This window comes from Streptococcus mitis, assembly GCF_003942775.1.
Taxonomy (GTDB): Bacteria; Bacillota; Bacilli; order Lactobacillales; family Streptococcaceae; genus Streptococcus; species Streptococcus mitis_CN.
Map to the genome: position 1 here is coordinate 21,580 of NZ_RJNX01000010.1, position 25,686 is coordinate 47,265.

The 25,686-nt window shown below is 40.0% G+C and carries 29 protein-coding genes, 1 tRNA gene and 1 rRNA gene; 30 read left to right on the forward strand and 1 reads right to left on the reverse strand.

What is annotated here, in order from left to right; genetic code table 11:
• The first annotated feature begins 28 nt into the window (after positions 1–28).
• The 23 genes from comGA (at position 29) to gap (ending at position 20,357) form a co-directional block, all read left to right on the forward strand.
• A complete protein-coding gene (gene comGA / locus D8848_RS10080) occupies positions 29–970 on the forward strand; it encodes a competence type IV pilus ATPase ComGA (RefSeq protein WP_020903622.1) in 942 nt (313 codons plus the stop codon).
• Positions 918–1,934 (forward strand): competence type IV pilus assembly protein ComGB, encoded by a 1,017-nt coding sequence (comGB, locus tag D8848_RS10085; protein ID WP_125443908.1) that lies wholly within the window; start codon positions 918–920, stop codon positions 1,932–1,934. Before comGA ends, comGB begins: the two co-directional genes overlap by 53 nt.
• A gap of 1 nt (position 1,935) precedes the next feature.
• Positions 1,936–2,259, forward strand: a complete 324-nt coding sequence (gene comGC, locus D8848_RS10090) for a competence type IV pilus major pilin ComGC (protein ID WP_125443881.1) — start codon at positions 1,936–1,938, stop codon at positions 2,257–2,259.
• On the forward strand, positions 2,222–2,656 hold the full coding sequence (gene comGD / locus D8848_RS10095) for a competence type IV pilus minor pilin ComGD (protein ID WP_185756887.1): 435 nt from the start codon (positions 2,222–2,224) through the stop codon (positions 2,654–2,656). Before comGC ends, comGD begins: the two co-directional genes overlap by 38 nt.
• On the forward strand, positions 2,619–2,921 hold the full coding sequence (gene comGE, locus D8848_RS10100; RefSeq protein WP_153197443.1) for a competence type IV pilus minor pilin ComGE: 303 nt from the start codon (positions 2,619–2,621) through the stop codon (positions 2,919–2,921). Before comGD ends, comGE begins: the two co-directional genes overlap by 38 nt.
• Positions 2,884–3,345 carry a competence type IV pilus minor pilin ComGF gene (gene comGF, locus D8848_RS10105; protein ID WP_125443884.1) on the forward strand — a complete coding sequence of 154 codons (462 nt, stop codon included), beginning with the start codon at positions 2,884–2,886 and terminating at the stop codon, positions 3,343–3,345. Before comGE ends, comGF begins: the two co-directional genes overlap by 38 nt.
• Complete coding sequence (comGG, locus tag D8848_RS10110; RefSeq protein WP_125443885.1) at positions 3,323–3,736, forward strand: competence type IV pilus minor pilin ComGG; 414 nt, start codon at positions 3,323–3,325, stop codon at positions 3,734–3,736. The genes comGF and comGG overlap by 23 nt, the downstream gene beginning before the upstream one ends.
• A gap of 32 nt (positions 3,737–3,768) precedes the next feature.
• Positions 3,769–4,356 carry a class I SAM-dependent methyltransferase gene (locus D8848_RS10115; protein WP_125443886.1) on the forward strand — a complete coding sequence of 196 codons (588 nt, stop codon included), beginning with the start codon at positions 3,769–3,771 and terminating at the stop codon, positions 4,354–4,356.
• Positions 4,357–4,416: 60 nt separating this feature from the next.
• Positions 4,417–5,370, forward strand: coding sequence for a class I SAM-dependent methyltransferase (locus tag D8848_RS10120; RefSeq protein ID WP_125443888.1), 954 nt, complete (start codon positions 4,417–4,419; stop codon positions 5,368–5,370).
• A gap of 50 nt (positions 5,371–5,420) precedes the next feature.
• The gene (locus tag D8848_RS10125; protein ID WP_049544477.1) at positions 5,421–6,611 is read left to right on the forward strand and encodes an acetate kinase; all 1,191 of its coding nucleotides are present in this window, start codon (positions 5,421–5,423) and stop codon (positions 6,609–6,611) included.
• A 149-nt stretch (positions 6,612–6,760) separates the two neighbouring features.
• On the forward strand, positions 6,761–7,132 hold the full coding sequence (gene rnpA, locus D8848_RS10130; protein ID WP_000739243.1) for a ribonuclease P protein component: 372 nt from the start codon (positions 6,761–6,763) through the stop codon (positions 7,130–7,132).
• Positions 7,107–7,931, forward strand: coding sequence for a membrane protein insertase YidC (locus D8848_RS10135; RefSeq protein ID WP_221763044.1), 825 nt, complete (start codon positions 7,107–7,109; stop codon positions 7,929–7,931). The genes rnpA and D8848_RS10135 overlap by 26 nt, the downstream gene beginning before the upstream one ends.
• A 17-nt stretch (positions 7,932–7,948) precedes the next feature.
• Positions 7,949–8,938, forward strand: a complete 990-nt coding sequence (jag, locus tag D8848_RS10140; protein ID WP_125443891.1) for an RNA-binding cell elongation regulator Jag/EloR — start codon at positions 7,949–7,951, stop codon at positions 8,936–8,938.
• Between the two features lie 50 nt (positions 8,939–8,988).
• Entirely contained in the window at positions 8,989–9,612 is a 624-nt protein-coding gene (locus D8848_RS10145; RefSeq protein ID WP_125443893.1) for a ribonuclease P, read from the forward strand.
• A 116-nt stretch (positions 9,613–9,728) separates the two neighbouring features.
• Positions 9,729–11,705 carry a transketolase gene (gene tkt / locus D8848_RS10150; protein WP_125443895.1) on the forward strand — a complete coding sequence of 659 codons (1,977 nt, stop codon included), beginning with the start codon at positions 9,729–9,731 and terminating at the stop codon, positions 11,703–11,705.
• Between the two features lie 117 nt (positions 11,706–11,822).
• The gene (yajC, locus tag D8848_RS10155; protein ID WP_125443897.1) at positions 11,823–12,122 is read left to right on the forward strand and encodes a preprotein translocase subunit YajC; all 300 of its coding nucleotides are present in this window, start codon (positions 11,823–11,825) and stop codon (positions 12,120–12,122) included.
• Positions 12,123–12,168: 46 nt separating this feature from the next.
• Positions 12,169–12,612 (forward strand): low molecular weight protein-tyrosine-phosphatase, encoded by a 444-nt coding sequence (locus D8848_RS10160; RefSeq protein WP_125443899.1) that lies wholly within the window; start codon positions 12,169–12,171, stop codon positions 12,610–12,612.
• Positions 12,599–13,009 (forward strand): MORN repeat-containing protein, encoded by a 411-nt coding sequence (locus D8848_RS10165; protein ID WP_020902388.1) that lies wholly within the window; start codon positions 12,599–12,601, stop codon positions 13,007–13,009. Before D8848_RS10160 ends, D8848_RS10165 begins: the two co-directional genes overlap by 14 nt.
• Positions 13,010–13,308: 299 nt before the next feature.
• Entirely contained in the window at positions 13,309–15,960 is a 2,652-nt protein-coding gene (gene adhE, locus D8848_RS10170; protein ID WP_125443901.1) for a bifunctional acetaldehyde-CoA/alcohol dehydrogenase, read from the forward strand.
• A gap of 122 nt (positions 15,961–16,082) precedes the next feature.
• Positions 16,083–17,003, forward strand: a complete 921-nt coding sequence (locus D8848_RS10175; protein WP_125443903.1) for a helix-turn-helix domain-containing protein — start codon at positions 16,083–16,085, stop codon at positions 17,001–17,003.
• 213 nt (positions 17,004–17,216) lie between these two features.
• The gene (locus D8848_RS10180; RefSeq protein ID WP_004262463.1) at positions 17,217–17,900 is read left to right on the forward strand and encodes an ABC transporter ATP-binding protein; all 684 of its coding nucleotides are present in this window, start codon (positions 17,217–17,219) and stop codon (positions 17,898–17,900) included.
• A complete protein-coding gene (locus D8848_RS10185; protein ID WP_185756888.1) occupies positions 17,869–19,170 on the forward strand; it encodes an ABC transporter permease in 1,302 nt (433 codons plus the stop codon). Before D8848_RS10180 ends, D8848_RS10185 begins: the two co-directional genes overlap by 32 nt.
• 176 nt (positions 19,171–19,346) lie before the next feature.
• A complete protein-coding gene (gap, locus tag D8848_RS10190) occupies positions 19,347–20,357 on the forward strand; it encodes a type I glyceraldehyde-3-phosphate dehydrogenase (RefSeq protein ID WP_033687386.1) in 1,011 nt (336 codons plus the stop codon).
• Between the two features lie 67 nt (positions 20,358–20,424).
• On the opposite strand, the gene D8848_RS10195 is transcribed toward gap, so the two are convergent.
• Complete coding sequence (locus D8848_RS10195) at positions 20,425–21,300, reverse strand: RluA family pseudouridine synthase (RefSeq protein ID WP_125443904.1); 876 nt, start codon at positions 21,298–21,300, stop codon at positions 20,425–20,427.
• An 86-nt stretch (positions 21,301–21,386) separates the two neighbouring features.
• Here D8848_RS10195 and pbp2a point away from each other — a divergent pair, with 86 nt between their 5' ends.
• The 7 genes from pbp2a to D8848_RS10235 form a co-directional block, all read left to right on the forward strand.
• Positions 21,387–23,582 carry a penicillin-binding protein PBP2A gene (gene pbp2a, locus D8848_RS10200; protein WP_125443906.1) on the forward strand — a complete coding sequence of 732 codons (2,196 nt, stop codon included), beginning with the start codon at positions 21,387–21,389 and terminating at the stop codon, positions 23,580–23,582.
• A 52-nt stretch (positions 23,583–23,634) separates the two neighbouring features.
• The gene (gene rpmG / locus D8848_RS10205) at positions 23,635–23,787 is read left to right on the forward strand and encodes a 50S ribosomal protein L33 (protein ID WP_001809375.1); all 153 of its coding nucleotides are present in this window, start codon (positions 23,635–23,637) and stop codon (positions 23,785–23,787) included.
• Positions 23,788–23,796: 9 nt separating this feature from the next.
• Positions 23,797–23,973 (forward strand): preprotein translocase subunit SecE, encoded by a 177-nt coding sequence (secE, locus tag D8848_RS10210; RefSeq protein WP_001210990.1) that lies wholly within the window; start codon positions 23,797–23,799, stop codon positions 23,971–23,973.
• Positions 23,974–24,026: 53 nt separating this feature from the next.
• Positions 24,027–24,563 carry a transcription termination/antitermination protein NusG gene (gene nusG, locus D8848_RS10215; RefSeq protein ID WP_000376740.1) on the forward strand — a complete coding sequence of 179 codons (537 nt, stop codon included), beginning with the start codon at positions 24,027–24,029 and terminating at the stop codon, positions 24,561–24,563.
• 120 nt (positions 24,564–24,683) lie between these two features.
• Positions 24,684–25,163 carry a transcriptional regulator gene (locus D8848_RS10220; protein WP_033684722.1) on the forward strand — a complete coding sequence of 160 codons (480 nt, stop codon included), beginning with the start codon at positions 24,684–24,686 and terminating at the stop codon, positions 25,161–25,163.
• 92 nt (positions 25,164–25,255) lie between these two features.
• A tRNA-Glu gene (locus D8848_RS10225) sits at positions 25,256–25,327 on the forward strand.
• A gap of 243 nt (positions 25,328–25,570) precedes the next feature.
• A 16S ribosomal RNA gene (locus D8848_RS10235) occupies positions 25,571–25,686 on the forward strand; the annotation flags it as partial.

A 25,686-nucleotide genomic window follows, 5' to 3' on the forward strand; every position in this document is an offset into this window, starting at 1 on the left:
TGCGAATAGTATAGGTGAGGAGGTAAGTATGGTTCAAGAAATTGCACAAGAAATCATTCGTTCGGCCCGGAAAAAAGGGGCGCAAGACATTTATTTTGTCCCTAAGTTAGACGCCTATGAACTTCATATGAGGGTAGGAGACAAGCGCTGTAAAATCGGTTGTTATGATTTCGAAAAATTTGCGGCCGTCATCAGTCACTTTAAGTTTGTGGCGGGTATGAATGTTGGAGAAAAGCGACGTAGTCAACTTGGTTCCTGTGATTATGCCTATGACCAGAAGATGGCGTCCCTACGTCTATCTACTGTAGGCGATTATCGAGGGCAGGAGAGTTTGGTGATTCGCTTGTTGCATGATGAGGAGCAGGATTTGCATTTTTGGTTTCAGGATATTGAAGAACTTGGCAAGCAGTATAGGCAACGGGGACTTTATCTTTTTGCTGGTCCAGTCGGAAGTGGCAAGACAACCTTGATGCATGAACTGGCCAAGTTACTCTTTAAAGGACAGCAAGTTATGTCCATCGAAGATCCTGTAGAAATCAAGCAGGACGACATGCTTCAGTTGCAGTTGAACGAAGCAATCGGGTTGACCTATGAAAATCTCATCAAACTTTCCTTGCGTCATCGGCCAGATCTCTTGATTATCGGAGAAATTCGGGACAGCGAGACGGCGCGTGCAGTGGTCAGAGCTAGTTTGACAGGTGCGACAGTCTTTTCAACCATTCATGCCAAGAGTATCCGAGGTGTTTATGAGCGCCTGCTGGAGTTGGGTGTGAGTGAGGAGGAATTGGCAGTCGTTCTGCAAGGAGTCTGCTACCAAAGATTAATCGGGGGAGGAGGAATCGTTGACTTTGCCAACAAAGACTATCAAGAACACCAGCCAACTAGCTGGAATGAACAGATTGACCAGCTTTTTAAAGATGGACATATCACAAGTCTTCAGGCTGAAACGGAAAAAATTAGCTACAGCTAAGCAAAAAAATATCATCACCCTGTTTAACAATCTCTTTTCCAGCGGTTTTCATCTGGTGGAGACAATCTCTTTTTTAGATAGGAGTGCCTTGTTGGACAAGCAGTGTGTGACACAAATGCGCACGGGCTTGTCTCAGGGGAAATCATTCTCAGAAATGATGGAAAGTTTGGGATTTTCAAGTGCCATTGTCACCCAGTTATCTCTAGCTGAAGTCCATGGGAATCTTCACCTGAGTTTGGGAAAGATAGAAGAATATCTAGACAATCTTGCCAAGGTCAAGAAAAAATTAATTGAAGTAGCGACCTATCCCTTGATTTTACTAGGTTTTCTTCTCTTAATCATGCTGGGACTACGTAACTACCTACTACCACAACTGGATAGTAGCAATATTGCCACCCAAATTATCGGCAATCTGCCACAAATTTTTCTAGGAATGGTAGGGTTTGTTTCCGTACTAGCCCTTTTAGCACTAACTTTTTATAAAAGAAGTTCCAAGATGCGCGTCTTTTCTATCTTAGCACGCCTTCCTTTTCTTGGAATCTTTGTGCAAACCTATTTGACAGCCTATTATGCGCGTGAATGGGGGAATATGATTTCGCAGGGGATGGAGCTGATGCAGATTTTTCAGATGATGCAGGAACAAGGTTCCCAGCTCTTTAAAGAAATCGGTCAAGATCTGGCTCAAGCCCTACAAAATGGTCAGGAATTTTCTCAGACTATAGGAACCTATACTTTCTTTAAGAAGGAGTTGAGTCTCATCATCGAGTATGGGGAAGTCAAGTCCAAGCTGGGTAGTGAGTTGGAAATCTATGCTGAAAAAACTTGGGAAGCCTTTTTTACCCGAGTCAACCGCACCATGAATTTGGTGCAGCCACTGGTTTTTATCTTTGTAGCTCTGATTATCGTTTTACTTTATGCGGCAATGCTCATGCCCATGTATCAAAATATGGAGGTAAATTTTTAACATGAAAAAAATGATGACATTCTTGAAAAAAGCGAAAGTGAAGGCTTTCACGCTTGTGGAGATGTTGGTGGTCTTGCTCATCATCAGCGTGCTTCTCTTGCTCTTTGTACCTAATCTGACCAAGCAAAAAGAAGCAGTCAACGACAAAGGAAAAGCTGCTGTTGTTAAGGTTGTGGAAAGTCAGGCAGAACTTTATAGCTTGGATAAAAATGAAGATGCTAGCCTAAGCAAGTTACAAGCAGATGGGCGTATTACTCCTGAACAGGCTAAAGCTTATAAAGAATACCATGCTAAACAAGGTACCAGTCAAAGTGTTTCAGATTAAGGCCTTTACCATGCTTGAAAGTCTCTTGGTTTTGGGTCTTGTGAGTATCCTTGCCTTGGGCTTGTCCGGTTCAGTCCAGTCCACTTTTGCGGCGGTAGAGGAGCAGATTTTCTTTATGGAGTTTGAAGAATTCTATCGGGAAACCCAAAAACGCAGTGTAGCTAGTCAGCAAAAGACTAGTCTAAACTTAGATGGGCAGACGATCAGTAATGGCAGTCAAAAGTTGACAGTTCCTAAAGGAATTCAAGCACCATTGGGACAAAGTATCACATTTGACCGAGCTGGGGGCAATTCGTCCCTGGCTAAGGTTGAATTTCAGACCAGTAAAGGAGCGATTCGTTATCAATTATATCTAGGAAATGGAAAAATTAAACGCATTAAGGAAACAAAAAATTAGGGCAGTGATTTTACTGGAAGCAGTGGTTGCTTTAGCTATCTTTGCTAGTATTGCGACCCTACTTTTGGGACAAATTCAAAAAAATAGGCAAGAAGAAGCAAAAATCTTGCAAAAGGAAGAAGTCTTGAGGGTAGCTAAGATGGCCTTGCAGACAGGTCAAAATCAGGTAAAGATAAACGGAGTGGAGATTCAGGTGTTTTCTAGTGAAAAGGGATTGGAGGTTTATCATGGTTCAGAACAGTTGTTGGCTATCAAAGAGCCATAAGGTCAAGGCTTTCACCTTGTTGGAATCACTGATTGCTCTCATTGTCATCAGTGGAAGTTTACTCCTCTTTCAAGCCATGAGTCAGCTCCTCATTTCAGAAGTTCGCTACCAGCAACAAAGCGAGCAAAAGGAGTGGCTCCTGTTTGTGGACCAGCTGGAGGCAGAATTAGACCGTTCGCAGTTCGAAAAAGTAGAAGGTAATCGCATTTATATGAAGCAGGATGGCAAGGATATCTCTATTGGTAAGTTAAAATCGGATGATTTTCGGAAAACTGATGCCAGTGGACGAGGATATCAGCCTATGGTTTATGGACTTAAATCTGCGCAGATTACAGAGGACAATCAGTTGGTTCGTTTTCGTTTTCAGTTCAAAAAAGGCTTAGAAAGGGAGTTCATCTATCGTGTGGAAAAAGAAAAAAGTTAAGGCAGGTGTTCTCCTCTATGCAGTCACCATGGCAGCCATCTTTAGTCTTTTGTTACAATTTTACTTGAACCGACAAGTCGCCCACTATCAAGACTATGCTTTAAATAAAGAAAAGTTGGTTGCTTTTGCCATGGCTAAGCGAACCAAAGATAAGGTTGAGCAAGAAAGTGGGGAACAGGCCTTTAATCTGGGTCAGGTGAGCTATCAAAATAAGAAAACAAGCTTGGTGACGACAGTTCGTACGCCTAAGAGTCAATATGAGTTTCTGTTTCCTTCCGTCAAAATCAAAGAAGAGAAAACGGATAAAAAGGAAAAGGTAGTGACTGATTCAAGTAATCAAGCAGAGAAGAAAAAATCAGAAGAGAAGGTTGAAAAGAAAGAGAATTCCTAGCCAATCAAGCTATTTTGTGCTAAACTAAAAATATGAAACATGATTTTAACCATAAAGCAGAAACTTTTGATTCACCTAAAAATATCTTCCTTGTAAACTTGGTTTGTCAAGCAGTCGAGAAACAGATTGATCTTCTATCAGACAAAGAAATTTTGGATTTTGGTGGAGGGACGGGTCTGTTAACCTTGCCCCTAGCCAAGCAGGCCAAGTCTGTAACATTGGTGGATATTTCGGAGAAAATGCTGGAGCAAGCTCGTTTGAAAGCAGAGCAGCAAGACATCAAGAATATCCAGTTTCTGGAGCAAGATTTACTGGCAAATCCCTTGGAGCAAGAGTTTGATCTCATTGTTGTTTGTCGTGTTCTTCATCATATGCCTGATTTGGATGAGGCTCTCTCACTGTTTCATCAACATCTGAGAGAAAACGGACAACTCCTCATTGCTGATTTTACCAAGACAGAAGCTAACCATTATGGATTTGAATTGGTTGAACTGGAAAAACAGCTAATTGAGCATGGTTTTTCATCTGTACATAGTCAGATCCTCTATAGCGCTGAAGACCTGTTTCAAGGAAATTACTCAGAACTCTTTTTAACAATAGCCCAAAAATCACTCGCCTAGTCAGGGAGTGATTTTTCTATAAGGATGGAAAAAAGAAGGGAAATTTGATAAGATAGGAATATGGATTTTGAAAAAATTGAACAAGCTTATACTTATTTACTAGAGAGTGTCCAAGTCATTCAAAGTGATTTGGCGACCAACTTTTATGACGCCCTGGTGGAGCAAAACAGCATCTATTTGGATGGTGAGACTGAGTTAGAGCAAGTCAAGGAGAACAATCAGGCCCTTAAACGCTTAGCGCTACGCAAAGAAGAATGGCTCAAGACCTACCAGTTTCTCTTGATGAAGGCTGGGCAAACAGAACCCTTGCAGGCCAATCACCAGTTTACACCAGATGCCATTGCTTTGCTTTTGGTGTTTATTGTGGAAGAGTTGTTTAAAGAAGAGGAAATCACTATCCTCGAAATGGGTTCCGGGATGGGAATTCTGGGTGCTACTTTCTTGACCTCGCTTGATAAAAAGGTGGATTACTTGGGAATGGAAGTGGATGATTTGCTGATTGATTTGGCAGCTAGCATGGCTGATGTGATTGGTTTGCAGGCTGGCTTTGTCCAAGGAGATGCCGTTCGTCCACAAATGCTCAAAGAAAGTGATGTGGTCATCAGCGACTTGCCTGTTGGCTATTATCCTGATGACGCCGTTGCGTCGCGTCATCAAGTTGCTTCTAGCCAAGAACATACTTACGCCCATCACTTGCTCATGGAACAAGGACTTAAGTATCTCAAGTCAGATGGATACGCTATTTTTCTCGCTCCGAGTGATTTGTTGACCAGCCCTCAAAGTGACTTGTTGAAAGGCTGGTTGAAAGAGGAGGCAAGTTTGACTGCCATGATTAGTTTGCCTGAAAATCTCTTTGCTAATGCTAAACAATCTAAGACTATTTTTATCCTACAGAAGAAAAATGAAATAGCAGTAGAGCCTTTTGTTTATCCACTTGCTAGCTTGCAAGATGCAAGTGTTTTAATGAAATTTAAAGAAAATTTTCAAAAATGGACTCAAGGTACTGAAATATAAAATAGATTTTGTTATAATAGATGAAAACGCTTAAAAAGGGGTATCGTGTTATGACAAAAACAATTGCAATCAATGCAGGAAGTTCAAGTTTGAAATGGCAACTTTATCAAATGCCAGAGGAAAAGGTATTGGCGAAAGGTTTGATTGAACGTATCGGTTTGAAAGATTCAATTTCAACTGTAAAATTTGACGGCCGTTCTGAACAACAAATTTTGGATATCGAAAATCACACACAAGCTGTTAAAATCTTATTGGATGACTTGATTCGTTTCGATATTATCAAGGCTTATGATGAGATTACAGGTGTTGGACACCGTGTTGTTGCAGGTGGAGAATATTTTAAAGAATCAACAGTCGTTGAGGGAGATGTTTTAGAAAAAGTTGAAGAGTTGAGCTTGTTAGCTCCTCTCCACAATCCAGCCAATGCAGCAGGTGTTCGTGCCTTCAAGGAATTGTTGCCAGACATTACCAGTGTAGTTGTTTTTGATACTTCATTCCACACAACTATGCCAGAGAAAGCTTATCGCTATCCTCTACCAACAAAATATTACACAGAAAACAAGGTTCGTAAATATGGTGCCCACGGTACAAGTCACCAGTTTGTAGCAGGAGAAGCTGCAAAACTCTTGGGACGTCCATTAGAAGATTTGAAATTGATTACTTGCCACATCGGTAATGGTGCTTCTATTACAGCAGTTAAGGGCGGTCAATCTGTTGATACTTCAATGGGATTCACTCCACTTGGTGGTGTGATGATGGGAACTCGTACAGGAGATATTGACCCAGCTATCATTCCTTACTTAATGCAATATACAGAGGACTTTAACACGCCTGAAGACATTAGTCACGTTCTTAATCGTGAATCAGGACTAATGGGGGTTTCAGGTAAATCTAGTGATATGCGTGATGTGATTGCTGCTATGGAAGAAGGGGACCACGATGCCACTTTAGCCTATGAAATGTATGTTGACCGTATCCAAAAACATATCGGTCAATACCTTGCGGTCCTAAATGGAGCAGATGCTATTATCTTTACTGCAGGTATCGGTGAAAATGCTGCAAACGTACGTGAAGATGTTATCTCAGGTATCTCTTGGTTTGGCTGTGATGTTGACCCAGAAAAGAATGTCTTTGGTGTGACAGGAGACATCTCAACAGAGGCAGCGAAAATACGTGTCCTGGTTATTCCAACAGATGAAGAATTGGTCATTGCCCGTGACGTTGAACGCTTGAAAAAATAACTAAAATCAGAAAAAATATTCAGTACAAGGAGTTGGGAAAGAGATTTTTCCAGCTTCTTTTTCTGATGGAAATGTCCAAAACCTTGCTATGATTGGCTTTTTTGAAAAATATGGTATAATAGTAGTAATTTAATAGATGGAGTTGAGTTTTGAAGAAAAACTTTCGTGTAAAAAGAGAGAAAGATTTTAAGGCGATTTTCAAGGAGGGGACAAGTTTTGCCAATCGCAAATTTGTTGTCTACCAATTAGAAAATCAGAAAAACCATTTTCGAGTAGGTCTATCAGTTAGCAAAAAGCTGGGGAATGCCGTCACTAGAAATCAAATCAAGCGACGAATTAGACATATTATCCAGAATGCGAAAGGGAGTCTGGTAGAAGATGTCGACTTTGTTGTCATTGCTCGAAAAGGGGTCGAAACCTTGGAATACGCAGAGATGGAGAAAAATCTACTCCACGTATTAAAATTATCAAAGATTTACCAGGAAGGAAATGGGAGTGAAAAAGAAACTACAGTTGACTAGTTTGCTAGGTCTATCTCTATTTATCATGACAGCCTGTGCGACAAATGGGACAACTAGTGATATTACAGCAGATTCGACTGATTTTTGGAGTAAATTTGTTTACTTCTTTGCGGAAATCATTCGCTTTTTATCGTTTGATATCAGTATCGGAGTGGGGATTATTCTCTTTACAATCTTGATTCGTACAGTGCTCTTGCCAGTCTTTCAAGTGCAAATGGTGGCATCCAGAAAAATGCAGGAAGCTCAACCACGCATTAAGGCGCTTCGAGAACAATATCCGGGTCGAGATATGGAAAGCAGAACCAAGCTAGAGCAGGAAATGCGTAAAGTCTTTAAAGAAATGGGTGTCAGACAGTCAGATTCTCTTTGGCCGATTTTAATTCAGATGCCGCTTATCTTGGCCTTGTTCCAAGCCTTATCAAGAGTTGATTTTTTGAAGACTGGTCATTTTTTATGGATTAACCTTGGTGGTGTGGATACGACACTTGTGCTTCCGATTTTAGCAGCAGTGTTCACCTTTTTAAGTACTTGGTTATCCAATAAAGCCTTGTCTGAGCGTAATGGAGCTACGACTGCGATGATGTATGGGATTCCAGTCTTAATCTTTATCTTTGGGGTTTATGCTCCGAGCGGAGTCGCTCTCTACTGGGCAGTGTCCAATGCTTATCAAGTCTTGCAAACCTATTTCTTGAACAATCCATTCAAGATTATCGCAGAGCGTGAGGCCGTAGTACAGGCACAAAAAGATTTGGAAAATAGAAAAAGAAAAGCCAAGAAAAAGGCTCAGAAAACGAAATAATAAGGAGGAATCTGGTAATGGTAGTATTTACAGGTTCAACTGTTGAAGAAGCAATCCAGAAAGGATTGAAAGAATTAGATATCCCAAGACTGAAGGCTCATATTAAAGTCATTTCTCGTGAAAAAAATGGCTTTCTTGGTTTATTTGGTAAAAAACCAGCTCAGGTTGATATTGAAGCTATTAGTGAAACAACGGTTATTAAAGCTAATCAGCAGGCTGTAAAGGGTGTTCCTAAAGAAATTAATGAACAAAATGAACCAGTTAAAACAGTCAGCGAGGCTACAGTTGATTTGGGGCATGTTGTAGAAGCAATTAAAAAGATTGAAGAGGAAGGCCAAGGGGTTTCTGATGAAGTCAAGGCTGAAATCTTGAAAAATGAAAAACATGCCAGCACTATTTTGGAAGAAACTGGACATATTGAGATTTTAAATGAATTACAGCTTGAAGAAGCTGGTTTCCGAGAAGAAGTAGAAACTCCTATTGTTGAGAATCAAGCTGAACAAATTGAAAGTCAAGAATTAGAAAATTTGGGCTTAAAGGTGGAACCAAGCTTTGATATTGAACAAGTAGCTACGGAAGTAACGACTTATGTTCAAACAATTATTGATGACATGGATGTTGAAGCCACACTTTCAAATGACTATAACCGTCGTAGCATCAATCTACAAATTGACACCAATGAGCCAGGTCGTATTATCGGTTACCATGGTAAAGTCTTGAAAGCTCTTCAACTGTTAGCTCAAAATTATCTTTACAACCGCTATTCAAGAACCTTCTATATCACTATTAATGTCAATGATTATGTTGAACACCGTGCAGAAGTCTTGCAGACCTATGCTCAAAAATTGGCGACTCGTGTTTTAGAAGAAGGTCGCAGCCATCAAACAGATCCAATGTCGAATAGTGAGCGCAAGATTATCCATCGTATTATTTCGCGTATGGATGGCGTGACTAGTTACTCTGAGGGTGACGAGCCAAATCGCTATGTCGTTGTAGATACAGAATAAGTAAAATCAGGTTTATCCTGATTTTTTGCTAGTTAGAGGAGGTTAAGTGGATGTTGAATAAGATAAGAGACTATCTAGACTTTGCGGGTTTGCAGTACCGTAATCCAGATAAAGCTGGTGATGAAAGAGAAAACATGTTGACCTTGCGGCAAAAAGGTCAAGAGGCTCGGAAGGATTTTACAGAACTGGCTAAAGCCTTTCAAGCAAGTCATCCAGAATGGCAACTCCAACAGACTAGCCAGTGGATGAATCAGGCACAGCGTTTGCGACCACATTTTTGGGTTTATCTACAACGTGAGGGGAAAGTGACAGAACCTATGATGGCTCTTCGTTTGTATGGAAGTTCTTCTGATTTTGGAGCCTCACTAGAAGTCAGTTTTATCGAACGTAAGAAGAATGAGGAGACTCTAGGCAAGCAGGCTAAAGTTTTAGAAATTCCAACCGTCAAAGGGATTTATTATCTAGCCTACTCAGATGGTCAAAGTCAAAGATGGGATGCGAACGAAGAAAATCGTCAAATTTTAAGAAATAAACTATCCAATCAAGAAGTCCGTAAAGTGTTAGTTAAAGCAGATATTTCTTTTATTGAAAATCAATCATTAGAAGTGATTTTAGAAAAATTAGAAGAAGCTTATGAACGCTTACTTCCCTACTATCAGGCGACCAGAGAGTAGAAATCACGAGACTTATCTAGAGTCGAATTGATTTATTGCTATTCTATGTATTTTTTCATATAATAGTAAAATAGAATGTGTGATTCAATAATCACCTCAAATAGAAAGGAAATTCTATGTCAAATCTATCTGTTAATGCAATTCGTTTCCTAGGTATTGACGCTATCAACAAAGCCAACTCAGGTCACCCAGGTGTGGTTATGGGAGCGGCTCCGATGGCTTATAGCCTCTTTACAAAACAACTTCGTATCAATCCAGCTCAACCAAACTGGATTAACCGTGACCGCTTTATTCTTTCAGCAGGCCATGGTTCAATGCTCCTTTATGCCCTTCTTCACCTTTCTGGTTTTGAAGATGTCAGCATGGATGAGATCAAGAGCTTCCGTCAATGGGGTTCAAAAACACCTGGTCACCCAGAATTTGGCCATACAGCAGGGATTGATGCAACGACAGGTCCTCTAGGTCAAGGAATTTCAACTGCTACTGGTTTTGCCCAGGCAGAACGTTTCTTGGCAGCCAAATATAACCGCGAAGGCTACAATATCTTTGACCACTATACTTACGTTATCTGTGGAGACGGAGACTTGATGGAAGGTGTCTCAAGTGAGGCGGCTTCATACGCAGGTTTGCAAAAACTAGACAAGTTGGTTGTTCTTTATGATTCAAATGACATCAACTTGGATGGTGAGACAAAGGATTCCTTTACAGAAAGTGTTCGTGACCGTTACAATGCTTATGGTTGGCATACAGCCTTGGTTGAAGATGGAACAGACTTGGAAGCAATTCATGCCACTATCGAAGCTGCTAAAGCTTCAGGAAAACCATCTTTGATTGAAGTGAAGACTGTTATTGGATACGGTTCTCCAAACAAACAAGGAACTAATGCTGTACATGGTGCTCCTCTTGGAGCAGATGAAACGGCGGCTACTCGCCAAGCGCTCGGTTGGGACTATGAACCATTTGAAATTCCAGCTGAAGTTTATGCTGATTTCAAAGAAAATGTTGCAGATCGTGGCGCATCAGCTTATCAAGCTTGGACTAAATTAGTTGCTGACTATAAAGAGGCTCATCCAGAACTGGCTGCAGAAGTAGAAGCCATTATCGACGGCCGTGACCCAGTTGAAGTGACTCCAGCAGACTTCCCAGCCTTAGAAAATGGCTTCTCTCAAGCAACTCGTAATTCAAGTCAAGATGCTTTGAATGTTGTAGCTGCCAAGTTGCCAACCTTCCTAGGTGGATCCGCTGACCTCGCTCATTCAAACATGACTTATATCAAAACGGACGGACTTCAAGACGATGCCAATCGCTTGAACCGTAACATTCAGTTTGGTGTTCGTGAATTTGCAATGGGAACGATCTTGAACGGGATGGCCCTTCACGGTGGACTTCGAGTATACGGTGGAACTTTCTTCGTCTTCTCTGACTATGTGAAGGCGGCTGTCCGCTTGTCAGCCTTACAAGGACTTCCTGTGACTTATGTCTTTACCCACGATTCTATTGCAGTTGGGGAAGACGGTCCAACGCACGAACCAGTTGAGCACTTAGCAGGTCTTCGTGCCATGCCAAATCTGAATGTTTTCCGTCCAGCAGATGCGCGTGAAACGCAAGCAGCTTGGTACCTTGCAGTGACAAGTAAGAAAACGCCAACTGCCCTTGTCTTGACACGTCAGAATTTGACTGTTGAAGAGGGAACAGACTTCGACAAGGTTGCAAAAGGTGCCTATGTCGTCTATGAAAATACAGCCGACTTTGATACCATCTTGATTGCGACAGGTTCAGAGGTCAATCTTGCTGTCTCAGCTGCTAAAGAATTGGCTAGTCAAGGTGCAAAAGTCCGTGTAGTCAGCATGCCATCTACAGATGTCTTTGATAAACAAGATGCAGCTTACAAGGAAGAAATTCTTCCAAATGCAGTTCGCCGTCGTGTTGCAGTCGAAATGGGTGCAACTCAAAACTGGTACAAATATGTTGGTCTAGATGGTGCTGTTCTAGGTATTGATACCTTCGGAGCCTCTGCCCCAGCACCAAAAGTATTGGCAGAGTACGGATTTACAGTTGAAAATCTAGTCAAAGTCGTTCAAAATTTGAAATAATCATAGAAATCAGAGTGAAAACTCTGATTTTTTATAACCATAAAAGTAAGGCACAACCTTGTAAAAGTAGCTGAAATTTGATATAGTAGTCCTATGTAAAAGATAAAGGAGAATACAATGAATCCAAATTATACATTTTTAATCATACTAGTCCTTATGATGGGCTTGATGTTCTTTACGCAACGTTCTCAAAAGAAACAAGCACAAAAACGTATGGAAAGCTTAAATAAACTACAAAAAGGCTATGAAGTGATTACAATCGGTGGACTTTATGGAACAGTCGATGAAGTAGACACTGAGAAGAAAACAATTGTTCTTGATGTAGATGGAGTTTACTTGACTTTTGAACTAGCTGCTATCAAGACTGTATTGCCGCTGAAAGAAACAGCTTCACTCGAAGGTGCAATTGAAAAATAAGACGGGATTACGAACTCCCGTTTTTCTATAAAAGAAAGGAAATGGGATGAAAAAACTAGTCTTTGTCTGTCTGGGAAATATTTGCCGCAGTCCTATGGCTGAGTTTGTGATGAAATCAATGACAGATAACTACGAAATCCAAAGTCGAGCGACTTCTTCTTGGGAACATGGCAATCCGATTCATAAGGGAACTCAAGGGATTTTTCAAGAGTATCAGATTCCTTATGAAAAAGGCAAAACATCGCTTCAGATTAGCAAGGAAGATTTTGAAGCCTTTGATTATATTATCGGAATGGACGCTTCAAATGTTTCTGACTTACGTCAGATGTGTCCAGTAGACTTGCAAGATAAGATTTACTCATTTGCATCTGAAAGTGTTCCAGATCCGTGGTATACGGGAGATTTTGAGGAAACCTATCAGCGTGTTCAAGAGGGCTGTCAATCTTGGTTAGAACGTTTAGAGAAGGAGAGTGAAGATGGAAAATCTTAAGAATTTTTACGAAAAGTATCGTGTCTATCTGACTCGTCCACGTTTAGAGCTTTTGGCAGTAGTTACGATTGTTTTTTGTGCTGTACTCGTCTTTTTTCTAAATATTCCCGGAAAAGGTGTTCTAAAGCTTGATAATGGAACCATTGTTTACGATGGCAGTCTTGTACGTGGTAAAATGAATGGACAAGGTACCATTACCTTCCAAAATGGAGACCAGTATACTGGTGGTTTCAACAATGGAGCCTTCAACGGAAAAGGTACCTTTCAATCTAAAGAAGGCTGGACCTACGAAGGTGATTTTGTAAATGGTCAGGCTGAAGGAAAAGGAAAACTAACAACAGAACAAGAAGTCGTTTATGAAGGGACTTTTAAACAAGGCGTTTTTCAACAAAAATAAAGCCTCCTTATCAAAGGAGGTATTGTTAGAATCTCGAAGTAAGCGCTTACCTGTAAATTCCTTTCTTTCCAAGCCCCCCTTCCAAATAAGTTTGTGAAATAAAAAATATTTGAAATAAGTTTCACAAACTTTGAAGAAAAAACCTGATAAGAAAAGAAAATGAGAAAAATTTCACAAGGAACTAAAAATTCTTTGTGAAATGTTTATGAAACTGTTTACAAAGTTAAAATAATACGTTATAATTAACTTGTGAAAAAATTAACAAAGGATATCGATCCTTGAAAGCTATGGAGGAAAATATGGCTGATAAAAAAACTGTGACACCAGAAGAAAAGAAACTCGCTGCTGAAAAGCATGTCGACGGCTTGGTGCAAAAAGCTTTAGTTGCTCTTGAGGAAATGCGTAAACTCGACCAAGAACAGGTCGACTACATCGTAGCTAAAGCGTCAGTGGCAGCTTTGGATGCCCACGGAGAATTGGCTATACATGCCTATGAAGAAACAGGACGTGGTGTATTTGAAGACAAAGCAACTAAGAACTTGTTTGCTTGTGAACACGTAGTAAACAACATGCGCCACACTAAAACAGTTGGCGTTATCGAAGAAGACGATGTAACAGGTTTGACTCTTATTGCTGAACCAGTTGGCGTTGTTTGTGGTATCACTCCAACAACAAACCCAACATCAACAGCAATCTTTAAGGCTTTGATTTCATTGAAGACACGTAATCCAATTGTCTTTGCCTTCCACCCATCAGCTCAAGAATCATCAGCTCATGCAGCTCAAATCGTTCGTGATGCTGCGATTAAAGCAGGAGCTCCTGAAAACTGTGTACAGTGGATTACTGAACCATCTATGGAAGCAACTAGTGCTCTTATGAACCACGAAGGTATTGCAACAATCCTTGCAACAGGTGGTAATGCCATGGTTAAGGCGGCTTATTCATGTGGTAAACCAGCTCTTGGGGTAGGTGCCGGAAATGTTCCAGCTTATGTTGAAAAATCAGCAAACATCCGTCAAGCAGCACACGATATCGTCATGTCTAAATCATTTGATAACGGTATGGTCTGTGCATCTGAACAAGCAGTTATCATTGATAAAGAAATTTACGATGAATTTGTAGCAGAGTTCAAATCTTACCACACTTACTTTGTAAACAAAAAAGAAAAAGCTCTTCTTGAAGAATTCTGCTTCGGCGTGAAAGCAAACAGCAAAAACTGTGCTGGTGCGAAATTGAACGCTGACATCGTTGGTAAACCAGCAACTTGGATTGCAGAGCAAGCAGGATTTACAGTTCCAGAAGGAACAAACATTCTTGCTGCAGAATGTAAAGAAGTTGGTGAAAACGAGCCATTGACTCGTGAAAAATTGTCACCAGTTATCGCAGTTTTGAAATCTGAAAGCCGTGAAGATGGTATTTCCAAAGCTCGTCAAATGGTTGAATTTAACGGTCTTGGTCACTCAGCAGCTATCCACACAGCTGACGAAGAATTGACTAAAGAATTTGGTAAAGCTGTTAAAGCTATTCGTGTTATCTGTAACTCACCTTCTACTTTCGGTGGTATCGGGGACGTTTACAATGCCTTCTTGCCATCATTGACACTCGGATGTGGTTCTTACGGACGTAACTCAGTTGGGGATAACGTTAGTGCCATTAACCTCTTGAATATCAAAAAAGTCGGAAGACGGAGAAATAACATGCAATGGATGAAACTTCCTTCAAAAACATACTTTGAACGTGATTCAATTCAATACCTTCAAAAATGTCGTGACGTTGAACGTGTCATGATTGTTACTGACCATGCCATGGTAGAGCTTGGTTTCCTTGATCGTATCATCGAACAACTTGACCTTCGTCGCAATAAGGTTGTTTACCAAATCTTTGCTGATGTAGAACCAGATCCAGATATCACAACTGTAAACCGTGGTACTGAAATCATGCGCGCCTTCAAACCAGATACAATCATCGCTCTCGGTGGTGGTTCACCAATGGATGCTGCTAAAGTAATGTGGCTCTTCTACGAGCAACCAGAAGTGGACTTCCGTGACCTTGTACAAAAATTCATGGATATCCGTAAACGCGCCTTCAAGTTCCCATTGCTTGGTAAGAAGACTAAATTCATCGCTATCCCAACTACATCTGGTACAGGATCTGAAGTAACACCATTTGCTGTTATCTCTGATAAAGCAAACAACCGTAAATATCCAATCGCTGACTACTCATTGACACCAACTGTGGCAATCGTAGACCCTGCTTTGGTATTGACAGTTCCTGGATTTGTAGCTGCGGACACTGGTATGGACGTATTGACCCACGCGACTGAAGCTTACGTATCACAAATGGCTAGTGACTACACTGATGGTCTTGCACTTCAAGCTATCAAACTTGTATTCGAAAACCTTGAAAGCTCAGTTAAGAATGCAGACTTCCACTCACGTGAGAAAATGCATAACGCTTCAACAATCGCTGGTATGGCCTTTGCCAATGCCTTCCTAGGGATTTCTCACTCAATGGCTCATAAGATTGGTGCGCAATTCCACACAATCCACGGTCGTACAAATGCTATCTTGCTTCCATACGTCATCCGCTACAACGGTACACGTCCAGCTAAGACAGCAACATGGCCTAAGTACAACTACTACCGTGCAGATGAAAAATACCAAGATATCGCACGTATGCTTGGCCTTCCAGCTTCTACTCCAGAAGAAGGTGTGGAATCTTATGCAAAAGCTGTCTACGAACTTGGTGAGCGCGTAGGTATCCAAATGAACTTCAAAGCACAAGGAATCGATGAAAAAGAATGGAAAGAACATTCTCGTGAATTGGCCTTCCTTGCTTATGAAGATCAATGTTCACCAGCTAACCCACGTCTTCCAATGGTTGACCATATGCAAGAAATCATCGAAGATTCTTACTATGGTTACAAAGAAAGACCAGGACGCCGTAAATAATTGTTATCAGCCTAGAGGCAGGAGAAATCCTGTCTCTTTTTTGTAATTCTATTTGAAAAATGGTATAATCATCGCATATATTTATTTGAAAATCAAACCTTTAATAATCATGCGAGGGGCAAATGAACAAGATAAATGAGTTAGGGGATAAAGTGCGACTTTTAAGAGAGGAGAAAGGACTTAGTCGTCCAGTTTTTTGCGGGGATGAGTCTGAACTATCAGTGCGTCAGCTGGTGCGGATAGAAAAAGGAGAATTTCGACCGACTATAAAAACACTAGAATATATTGCAGATAGATTAGAAATTCCGTCCTATGTCTTGATGCCAGATTATAAGGAATTGCCTAAACGCTACCAAGAATTAAAGTACTTTCTTTTACATCACCCTGACTATGGAGACAAGGAGTTGCAAGAACAAAAGGAAGAATATTTTGATGAGATTTTTGAGTGTTTTTATGATGACCTGCCCCGTGATGAGAAGATGATAGTGGACTGCCTTCAGGCAATAGATGCAGTGAGAGCGACTAGTAATTCTTTATACGGAAGTGGTGTGATTGAGGACAGTCTTCAAGACTTACTATCCAGAGATGTATATAAGGCTGAGGAATTGTTGAAATTGAGACTGTATTTTCTTTGTCAGTTAATGGATGGTTTAAACGAGGGTGAGATAAAAAAGTCTGATCATGAAACTATTCTTTATTTTCATGACAAATTAAGTTCTCAGGTTGATAAGATAGAGTTCGATTGTTTGGACTTACTTAGAGACTCCTTGTTAGCTTCTTTAACTTGTATAGAGGTTATGGGGTTGCTTCATTATTTTAAGAGGGCAGTCGAGACCTTAAATAAAATAGGGCAAAAAACACGAGATTTTCAAAAACAACCGATTGTCTTGATGGTGGAGTGGAAATATTATATTCAGATGGATTATGATACAGCCAAACAAAAGTATGAAGAAGCAAAAATGATGGCAAGGATGTTTGGCAATGGGAAGTTACTCGTTAGTTTAGATAATGAATGGGCCGAGGATCTAGAAAGATATCGTTAAAGAGTTTATAGGAGTGACATTTCTGTCATTGGAGAAATGTCGCTTTTTTGTTAAAATGAATTTTACTTGATATACATCCAGAAGCAAACTAGGGAATAGAGAGAAAGTTCTAAGTAGTAGGCTTAAAGGGTGGGAAATCAGTGCTGAAGTAGCTTGAAGGATTTTCTATAAGTATGATGTATGACGATAACGGTTTTAAACAAGGGGGAAAGAATGTTCATTTTATCCATTAAAAATATTTCAAAGTTTTACACTTTGGACGGTAAACATCAAGAGCAGGCTCTAAGAAATATTAACCTGCAGATTGCAAAAGGTAAAATTACAGCGATTTACGGTCCGTCAGGCTGTGGCAAAACTAGCTTGCTAAACATTATCAGTGGTCTAGATAGACAATATGAAGGAGTTTTAGAATTTAAAGGGGAATCCCTCCGTGACTTATCAGAGATTGAACTAACTCAATTTCGTAAAGATAAGATTGGATTTGTGTTTCAAAATTTTAACCTCATTCCTCATCAGTCTGTCTTGGACAATGTCAAGCTACCTCTCTATGTCAAAGATTTATCTGATAGGGAGATGACAATGATTGCAAAGGAGCAATTAAGTAACTTGGGCATGGAGCCTTTTATGGCTAAAAATGTTAAACAGCTTTCTGGCGGGCAAAAGCAACGTGTAGCAATCGCGCGTGCACTGGTAAATCAGCCTGATATGATTGTAGCAGATGAGCCAACGGGTTCGCTGGATTCTCAATCCCAAGAAAAGGTATTGGAGGTATTTAAAAATTTAGCCCAAACAGGGAAAACAGTATTGATTGTAACCCATAATCCAGAGGTTGCTGAATATGCAGACGTGATTATCAAAATGAAGGATGGTGAAGTCGTTGAAGAAGTCAAAAAATAAAGGATTATCATTGAAAAACAAATTCAAACTTTCTTTAAATAACTTTATGGAAAGAAAGTGGCGTAACCTATTGATTGCGCTAGCAACCTCAATCGGTTTTGTAGGAGTCTTAATTTCTTTCGGCTTGGGAAATGCTTTGATTTCGATGATTGATGAAAATACGAATGGAGGTCAAATCCCTTCTCAAGTTCAGATTGCTTTAAATACAGAAAATGCTGGACGAGGCTTTTTGAACCAAGATGATAAGAACTATATCACGGATACAGTTGGGAAAGAAGCTATTAAATATTTGGAGAGTCCTTTTGGGATGACCATGTCAAATATTACTATAGATGGTCAAGAAATGGATCTGAGTCAAACGATGCCTTCTTATGCTCAAGTAGTGAGTCTCTATGAGGATACAAGTATTTCTGTTAGTAGTAATGAGGCGGACAAAGTATTAGCCGGTTCCCTCTATACTGATGCAAATGAACAGGGCTTGACGATTCCAAGCAGTTTACTAAAAAATTGGAATGAACAGACAGGAAACAATCTGACAGCTACTGATCTTATTGGCAAATCAGTCTCAGCAAGTATTGTAGAAAATGCTGCCGAAGCTAGCAAGACTGCTCAATTTCAAACGAAGATTGTACGTGTAATCAATGATGAAGATGACATGGAGGACAGCAACAGTTTCATGCCGTCTCATCAAATGGAAACGATTTTGAAAGAGGCTGGATTTACAAAAGCTGTATCTTATTTTATCTTGGAACTCAAAGATCCATCACAGACAAAAACGGTAACAGAAGAATTACAGAAAAATAAGAAGTATACTGTGCTTTCTCAACAGAGGGTTCTTGATATTGTGATTACCTTTATTCGTGTCATTCAGGGATTGTTGATTGTGCTTTCATCACAAGCTATTGTGGTAGCCGCGGTCATGATTGGTATTATCATTTACATCAATATCATGCAACGTTCTAAGGAAATAGGTGTCATGAAGGCAGTTGGTTATCAAAATCGCGATGTCAAAGGAATTTTTATTTACGAGGCTATCTGGATTGTAGGTATTGCCTTACTGCTGGCATTTTTGGTTGCACAAGGGGTGGGAAGTTTGGCGAATGCGGTTGTAAATCACTTTTACCCATCCATCACTAAGGTTTTTGAATTAAATCTTCTATCTATTTTAGGAACTCTAGCTTTCGCTCTGTTACTTGGTTATGTCTCAGCCTACTTCCCAGCACGTAAAATTAGTAAAATGGATCCTGTAGAATCGCTACGATATGAATAGTAAGGGAGTTCTTGATTTATAGCCTTAAAAAGAAACTGACATAGAAAAACAATGCCCGTACTTGCAATTCAACTCAAATAGTTATATAATAGGTTTGTTGAAAGGTGATTTGTAGTGATTCAAGTTACTCTTTTCACAATAAAAATTTCATGATTTTCATAAGGAGGAAATCACTAATGGTAGTTAAAGTTGGTATTAACGGTTTCGGACGTATCGGTCGTCTTGCTTTCCGTCGTATCCAAAACGTAGAAGGTGTTGAAGTTACTCGTATCAACGACCTTACAGATCCAGTTATGCTTGCACACTTGTTGAAATACGACACAACTCAAGGTCGTTTCGACGGTACTGTTGAAGTTAAAGAAGGTGGATTTGAAGTTAACGGTAAATTCATCAAAGTTTCTGCTGAACGTGATCCAGAACAAATCGACTGGGCTAACGACGGTGTAGAAATCGTTCTTGAAGCTACTGGTTTCTTTGCTAAGAAAGCAGCTGCTGAAAAACACTTGCACGCTGGTGGAGCTAAAAAAGTTGTTATCACTGCTCCTGGTGGAAACGACGTTAAAACAGTTGTATTCAACACTAACCACGACGTTCTTGACGGTACTGAAACAGTTATCTCAGGTGCTTCATGTACTACAAACTGCTTGGCTCCTATGGCTAAAGCTCTTCAAGATAACTTTGGTGTTGTTGAAGGATTGATGACTACTATCCACGCTTACACTGGTGACCAAATGATCCTTGACGGACCACACCGTGGTGGTGACCTTCGCCGTGCTCGCGCTGGTGCTGCAAACATCGTTCCTAACTCAACTGGTGCTGCAAAAGCTATCGGTCTTGTAATCCCAGAATTGAACGGTAAACTTGACGGATCTGCACAACGCGTTCCAACTCCAACTGGATCAGTTACTGAATTGGTAGCTGTTCTTGAAAAGAACGTTACTGTTGATGAAGTGAACGCAGCCATGAAAGCAGCTTCAAACGAATCATACGGTTACACAGAAGATCCAATCGTATCTTCAGATATCGTAGGTATGTCTTACGGTTCATTGTTTGACGCAACTCAAACTAAAGTTCTTGACGTTGACGGTAAACAATTGGTTAAAGTTGTATCATGGTACGACAACGAAATGTCATACACTGCACAACTTGTTCGTACTCTTGAATACTTCGCAAAAATCGCTAAATAATTCTTGAGTCGATAAAAAGCAAGGCCTCTGGTCTTGCTTTTTAAATATTTAAAAATGGATGACGCTATCATCCATTCTTTTTTAACTCTTTTTCAAAAGTATCTGATAGGGTAGTGAAGCTTAATTTCTCTAGAGTAAGCGGATGGGTAAAGGACAGTCGAAAGGCGTGGAGCATAAGCCGACTTGTTTTTGATTTACTATTATAGAGAGGGTCGCCTAAAATAGGGAAGTTATGATGCGAAAGGTGCACACGAATCTGATGGGTTCGCCCGGTCTTTAGTTTGCAACGAACCAAGGAAGTTTTGTCTGGGAATTGCTTTAATCTGCTTACATGCGTTTCAGCATATTGCCCATTTTTTGCATCAACTATTCGTTTTCTGCGATCATGGCGATCACGTCCGATTTTATCCCTGAAAACAAGCTCTTTGCTGTTGATATTTCCGTCAACAAGTGCCCAATATTCCCTAGAAATCTCTTTTTTCTCCAATAAGCGATTGAGAATAGGTAGGATAAAAGGATTTTTAGCAAAAAGAACTAAACCGCTGGTCTCCATGTCTAGACGATGAACGACATAACAGGTTTGGCCAACGTAGGCGCTGATATGGTTAAGAAGAGCAATTTCGTTTGGTTGATTGCCGTGCGTTTTCATCCCCTCAGGTTTGTTTACAATAATCAAGTGTTGGTCTTGATAAATTTCCTGAACTAAGTCTGGGTCGCCCCAAGGGATTGTCTTTTTGGGATAATCTTCCTCGTCAAAAGTTAATTGGCAAACATCTCCAGGATTCACCATCTCGTTCCAGTGAACCTCTTCTTGATTTATCAAAATATGTTTCTTGATTCTCAAAAAATGACGGATTTTTCTAGGGATGAGGAGTTGTTCCTCAAGTAATTGCTTTACCGTCATTTGAGGTAGAGAGTCTGGTAATGTAAATGTGAATTTCATACAGATATTGTAACAAAAAAAGCCCTATTTGGATAGGAAATAGCTAAATTCTTGTCTTCCTATGATGAAGATGATAAAATAAACGCATGAAATTAGATAAATTATTTGAGAAATTTCTTTCTCTTTTTAAAAAAGAAACAAGTGAATCAGAGGATTCTGATTCTACTAGCTTACGTCGCTCTCGTAGTGATCGAAAAAAATTAGCCCAAGTAGGTCCAATTCGAAAATTCTGGCGTCGCTATCATCTAACAAAGATTGTCCTTATACTAGGTTTGAGTGCAGGCTTGCTAGTTGGAACCTATTTGTTTGCTGTAGCCAAGTCAACCAATGTCAATGATTTGCAAAATGCCTTGAAAACTCGAACTCTCATTTTTGACCGTGAAGAAAAGGAGGCTGGTGCCTTGTCTGGTCAAAAAGGAACCTATGTTGAGCTGACTGACATCAGTAAAAATTTGCAGAATGCTGTTATTGCAACTGAAGACCGTTCTTTTTATAAAAACGACGGGATTAACTATGGCCGCTTCTTCTTGGCTATTGTCACTGCTGGTCGTTCAGGTGGTGGTTCTACTATTACCCAACAGCTGGCTAAAAACGCCTATTTGTCGCAGGATCAAACTGTTGAGAGAAAAGCGAAAGAATTTTTCCTTGCCTTAGAATTAACAAAAAAATATAGTAAGGATCAAATTCTAACCATGTACCTTAACAACGCCTATTTTGGAAATGGTGTGTGGGGTGTAGAAGATGCGAGTAAGAAATACTTTGGAGTTTCTGCATCAGAAGTGAGTTTAGATCAAGCTGCGACTCTGGCAGGGATGCTCAAAGGGCCGGAACTGTATAATCCCTTGAATTCTGTAGAGGATTCTACCAATCGGCGCGATACTGTCTTGCAAAATATGGTTGCAGCGGGTTATATTGATAAAAACCAAGAAACCGAAGCTGCAGAAGTTGATATGACTTCGCAATTGTACGATAAGTATGAAGGAAAAATCTCAGATTACCGCTATCCTTCTTATTTTGATGCAGTTGTTAATGAAGCTGTTTCCAAGTATAATCTAACAGAGGAAGAAATCGTCAATAATGGCTACCGCATTTACACAGAGCTGGACCAAAACTACCAAGCAAATATGCAGGTTGTCTATGAAAATACAGCTCTATTTCCTAGGGCAGAGGATGGAACATTTGCTCAATCAGGAAGTGTAGCTCTCGAACCGAAAACAGGGGGAGTTCGTGGAGTTGTCGGTCAAGTTGCTGACAATGATAAAACTGGATTCCGGAATTTCAACTATGCAACTCAATCAAAACGTAGTCCTGGTTCTACAATTAAGCCTTTAGTTGTTTATACGCCAGCAGTTGAAGCAGGTTGGGCTTTGAATAAGCAATTGGATAACCATACCATGCAGTACGACAGCTATAAGGTTGATAACTATGCAGGGATCAAAACGAGTCGAGAAGTTCCTATGTATCAAGCCTTGGCAGAGTCGCTTAATCTACCTGCTGTTGCCACTGTTAATGATTTGGGCGTCGACAAGGCTTTTGAGGCAGGCGAAAAATTCGGACTCAACATGGGAAAGGTCGACCGTGTTCTTGGTGTCGCCTTGGGAAGTGGTGTCGAAACCAATCCTCTGCAAATGGCTCAAGCATATGCTGCCTTTGCAAATGAAGGTTTAATGCCTGAAGCTCATTTTATTAGTAGAATTGAAAATGCTAGTGGACAAGTTATTGCAAGCCATAAAAATTCACAAAAACGGGTGATTGATAAGTCTGTAGCTGATAAGATGACCAGTATGATGTTGGGGACATTCACCAACGGTACCGGTATTAGTTCATCGCCTGCAGATTATGTCATGGCAGGAAAAACTGGTACAACTGAAGCGGTTTTCAATCCAGAATATACAAGTGACCAGTGGGTAATTGGTTATACACCGGATGTAGTGATTAGTCACTGGCTTGGCTTCCCGACGACTGATGAAAATCACTATCTAGCTGGCTCTACTTCAAACGGTGCAGCTCATGTCTTTAGAAACATTGCCAATACCATTTTACCTTATACGCCAGGAAGTACCTTTACAGTTGAAAATGCTTATAAGCAAAATGGAATTGCACCAGCCAATACAAGAAATCAAGTACAGAGTAATGAATCAAATCAGGCGGATAATAGCCTTTCTGATATTAGAAGTCGTGCACAAAATCTGGTAGATGAGGCCAGTCGTGCTATCTCGGATGCTAAAATTAAAGAAAAGGCACAAACAATATGGGATTCAGTAGTCAATCTATTTCGTTAAGATGCTTGTCAAAGCCTAGCTTTCTTGTTATAATAGATAAGATGGAGGCGTTATGGCACTAAAAAAAGCAAGCCTAGCTTGTGCGGTTTGTGGTTCGAGAAACTATTCAATCAAGATCAGCGGGAACCCCAAGCCAACACGACTAGAAGTAAATAAATTTTGTAAACATTGTGGTAAGTATACTACACACAGAGAAACGAGATAGGAGAGAGCGATGCGTTTTATTGGAGATATTTTTAGACTTCTTAAAGACACAACATGGCCAACTCGCAAGGAAAGCTGGAGAGATTTTCGTTCTATCATGGAATACACTGCTTTCTTTGTTGTGATTATTTATATTTTCGACAAGTTGATTGTTTCAGGTTTGATTCGATTTATTAACATTTTTTAGAAGACCTGTGGAGTTATTCACGCTAGAAATCTTCTATTATGAAAGGAAGTATCATGGATAGTTTTGATAAAGGATGGTTTGTCTTACAAACCTATTCTGGTTATGAAAATAAGGTAAAAGAAAATCTATTGCAACGTGCACAAACCTACAATATGTTGGATAATATTTTACGTGTTGAAATTCCAACACAAACAGTGCAAGTTGAAAAAAATGGAAAGAGAAAAGAAGTAGAAGAGAATCGCTTTCCAGGTTATGTTCTTGTAGAAATGGTGATGACAGATGAAGCTTGGTTTGTTGTTCGAAACACACCAAACGTTACAGGATTCGTCGGATCTCACGGAAATAGATCAAAACCAACTCCATTATTGGAACAAGAAATCCGTGATATCTTGGTTTCTATGGGACAAACTGTACAAGAGTTTGATATCGATGTTGAAGTTGGTCAAACTGTACGTATCATTGATGGTGCTTTTGCAGACTATACTGGTAAGATTACAGAGATTGATAACAATAAAGTGAAGATGATTATCTCTATGTTTGGTAATGACACAGTTGCAGAAGTAAACCTAAACCAAATTGCAGAATTATAACCCAAAGAGAGGCTTGCCCTCTCTTTTTTGTGCAGTTTAGACGGTGTAGGGAACAGAATGGAGGAAATGGGACAAAAGTGTTTCTGAATCTGTTAGACTGTATCTAGAAAGGGGAACGTTATGTTTAAAGAATTGTATAAAGAAGTCCAGGGAATTGTATATAAGAGTAGAAATGAATATTACTTGCATTTATGGGAACTATCGGATTGGGACCAAGAGGGTATGCTCTGCTTACATGAATTGATTAGTAGAGAAGAAGAGCTAGTAGAAGATATTCCTCGTTTACGTAAATACTTCAAAACTAAATTCCGAAATAGAATTCTAGACTATATCCGTAAACAAGAAAGCCAGAAGCGTAGATATGATAAAGAACCCTATGAAGAAGTAGGTGAGATTAGTCATCGTATCAGTGAGGGAGGTCTGTGGCTAGATGAGTATTATCTCTTTCATGAGACACTAAGAGATTATAGAAACAAACAAAGTAAAGACAAACAAGAAGAGTTAGAACGCGTCTTAAGACATGAACGCTTCCGAGGGCGTCAAAGAGTATTGAGAGACTTACGTATTGTGTTTAAGGAGTTTGATATCCGTACTCATTAGGGAGTCATACAAAAAAACATAAAAAGATAAAAAAAGTTGTTGACAAGTTAGAAAAAGTCTGTATAATAGTAAGAGTTGAAAATAACAGCTCAGGTCCGTTGGTCAAGGGGTTAAGACACCGCCTTTTCACGGCGGTAACACGGGTTCGAATCCCGTACGGACTATGGTATGTTGCGGTTGAGGCACTTGATGAAAAAAAAGTTAAAAAAGTTTCAAAAAAGTGTTGACAAGCGAAAGCGACTGTGATATACTAATATAGTTGTCACTTGAGAGAAGCAAGTGACAAAGACCTTTGAAAACTGAACAAGACGAACCAATGTGCAGGGCACTACAACTAAGGTTGTAGTACTGAACAATGAAAAAAACAATAAATCTGTCAGTGACAGAAATGAGTGAGAACTCAAACTTTTAATGAGAGTTTGATCCTGGCTCAGGACGAACGCTGGCGGCGTGCCTAATACATGCAAGTAGAACGCTGAAGGAGGAGCTTGCTTCTCCGGATGAGTTGCGAACGGGTGAGTAA

Bases quoted from the DNA above. Each gene is read 5' to 3' on its own strand.
- comGA (WP_020903622.1), top strand. From the start codon at position 29: ATGGTTCAAGAAATTGCACAAGAAATCATTCGTTCGGCCCGGAAAAAA.
- D8848_RS10165 (WP_020902388.1), top strand. From the start codon at position 12,599: ATGGAAAATCTTAAGAATTTTTACGAAAAGTATCGTGTCTATCTGACT.
- comGC (WP_125443881.1), top strand. From the start codon at position 1,936: ATGAAAAAAATGATGACATTCTTGAAAAAAGCGAAAGTGAAGGCTTTC.
- D8848_RS10120 (WP_125443888.1), top strand. From the start codon at position 4,417: ATGGATTTTGAAAAAATTGAACAAGCTTATACTTATTTACTAGAGAGT.
- D8848_RS10180 (WP_004262463.1), top strand. From the start codon at position 17,217: ATGTTCATTTTATCCATTAAAAATATTTCAAAGTTTTACACTTTGGAC.
- D8848_RS10145 (WP_125443893.1), top strand. From the start codon at position 8,989: ATGTTGAATAAGATAAGAGACTATCTAGACTTTGCGGGTTTGCAGTAC.
- comGF (WP_125443884.1), top strand. From the start codon at position 2,884: ATGGTTCAGAACAGTTGTTGGCTATCAAAGAGCCATAAGGTCAAGGCT.
- adhE (WP_125443901.1), top strand. From the start codon at position 13,309: ATGGCTGATAAAAAAACTGTGACACCAGAAGAAAAGAAACTCGCTGCT.
- comGB (WP_125443908.1), top strand. From the start codon at position 918: ATGGACATATCACAAGTCTTCAGGCTGAAACGGAAAAAATTAGCTACA.
- D8848_RS10175 (WP_125443903.1), top strand. From the start codon at position 16,083: ATGAACAAGATAAATGAGTTAGGGGATAAAGTGCGACTTTTAAGAGAG.
- comGD (WP_185756887.1), top strand. From the start codon at position 2,222: ATGCTAAACAAGGTACCAGTCAAAGTGTTTCAGATTAAGGCCTTTACC.
- D8848_RS10115 (WP_125443886.1), top strand. From the start codon at position 3,769: ATGAAACATGATTTTAACCATAAAGCAGAAACTTTTGATTCACCTAAA.
- secE (WP_001210990.1), top strand. From the start codon at position 23,797: ATGCGTTTTATTGGAGATATTTTTAGACTTCTTAAAGACACAACATGG.
- D8848_RS10185 (WP_185756888.1), top strand. From the start codon at position 17,869: ATGGTGAAGTCGTTGAAGAAGTCAAAAAATAAAGGATTATCATTGAAA.
- nusG (WP_000376740.1), top strand. From the start codon at position 24,027: ATGGATAGTTTTGATAAAGGATGGTTTGTCTTACAAACCTATTCTGGT.
- tkt (WP_125443895.1), top strand. From the start codon at position 9,729: ATGTCAAATCTATCTGTTAATGCAATTCGTTTCCTAGGTATTGACGCT.
- yajC (WP_125443897.1), top strand. From the start codon at position 11,823: ATGAATCCAAATTATACATTTTTAATCATACTAGTCCTTATGATGGGC.
- D8848_RS10220 (WP_033684722.1), top strand. From the start codon at position 24,684: ATGTTTAAAGAATTGTATAAAGAAGTCCAGGGAATTGTATATAAGAGT.
- D8848_RS10160 (WP_125443899.1), top strand. From the start codon at position 12,169: ATGAAAAAACTAGTCTTTGTCTGTCTGGGAAATATTTGCCGCAGTCCT.
- D8848_RS10195 (WP_125443904.1), bottom strand. From the start codon at position 21,300: ATGAAATTCACATTTACATTACCAGACTCTCTACCTCAAATGACGGTA.
- comGE (WP_153197443.1), top strand. From the start codon at position 2,619: ATGGAAAAATTAAACGCATTAAGGAAACAAAAAATTAGGGCAGTGATT.
- D8848_RS10125 (WP_049544477.1), top strand. From the start codon at position 5,421: ATGACAAAAACAATTGCAATCAATGCAGGAAGTTCAAGTTTGAAATGG.
- pbp2a (WP_125443906.1), top strand. From the start codon at position 21,387: ATGAAATTAGATAAATTATTTGAGAAATTTCTTTCTCTTTTTAAAAAA.
- rpmG (WP_001809375.1), top strand. From the start codon at position 23,635: ATGGCACTAAAAAAAGCAAGCCTAGCTTGTGCGGTTTGTGGTTCGAGA.
- gap (WP_033687386.1), top strand. From the start codon at position 19,347: ATGGTAGTTAAAGTTGGTATTAACGGTTTCGGACGTATCGGTCGTCTT.
- jag (WP_125443891.1), top strand. From the start codon at position 7,949: ATGGTAGTATTTACAGGTTCAACTGTTGAAGAAGCAATCCAGAAAGGA.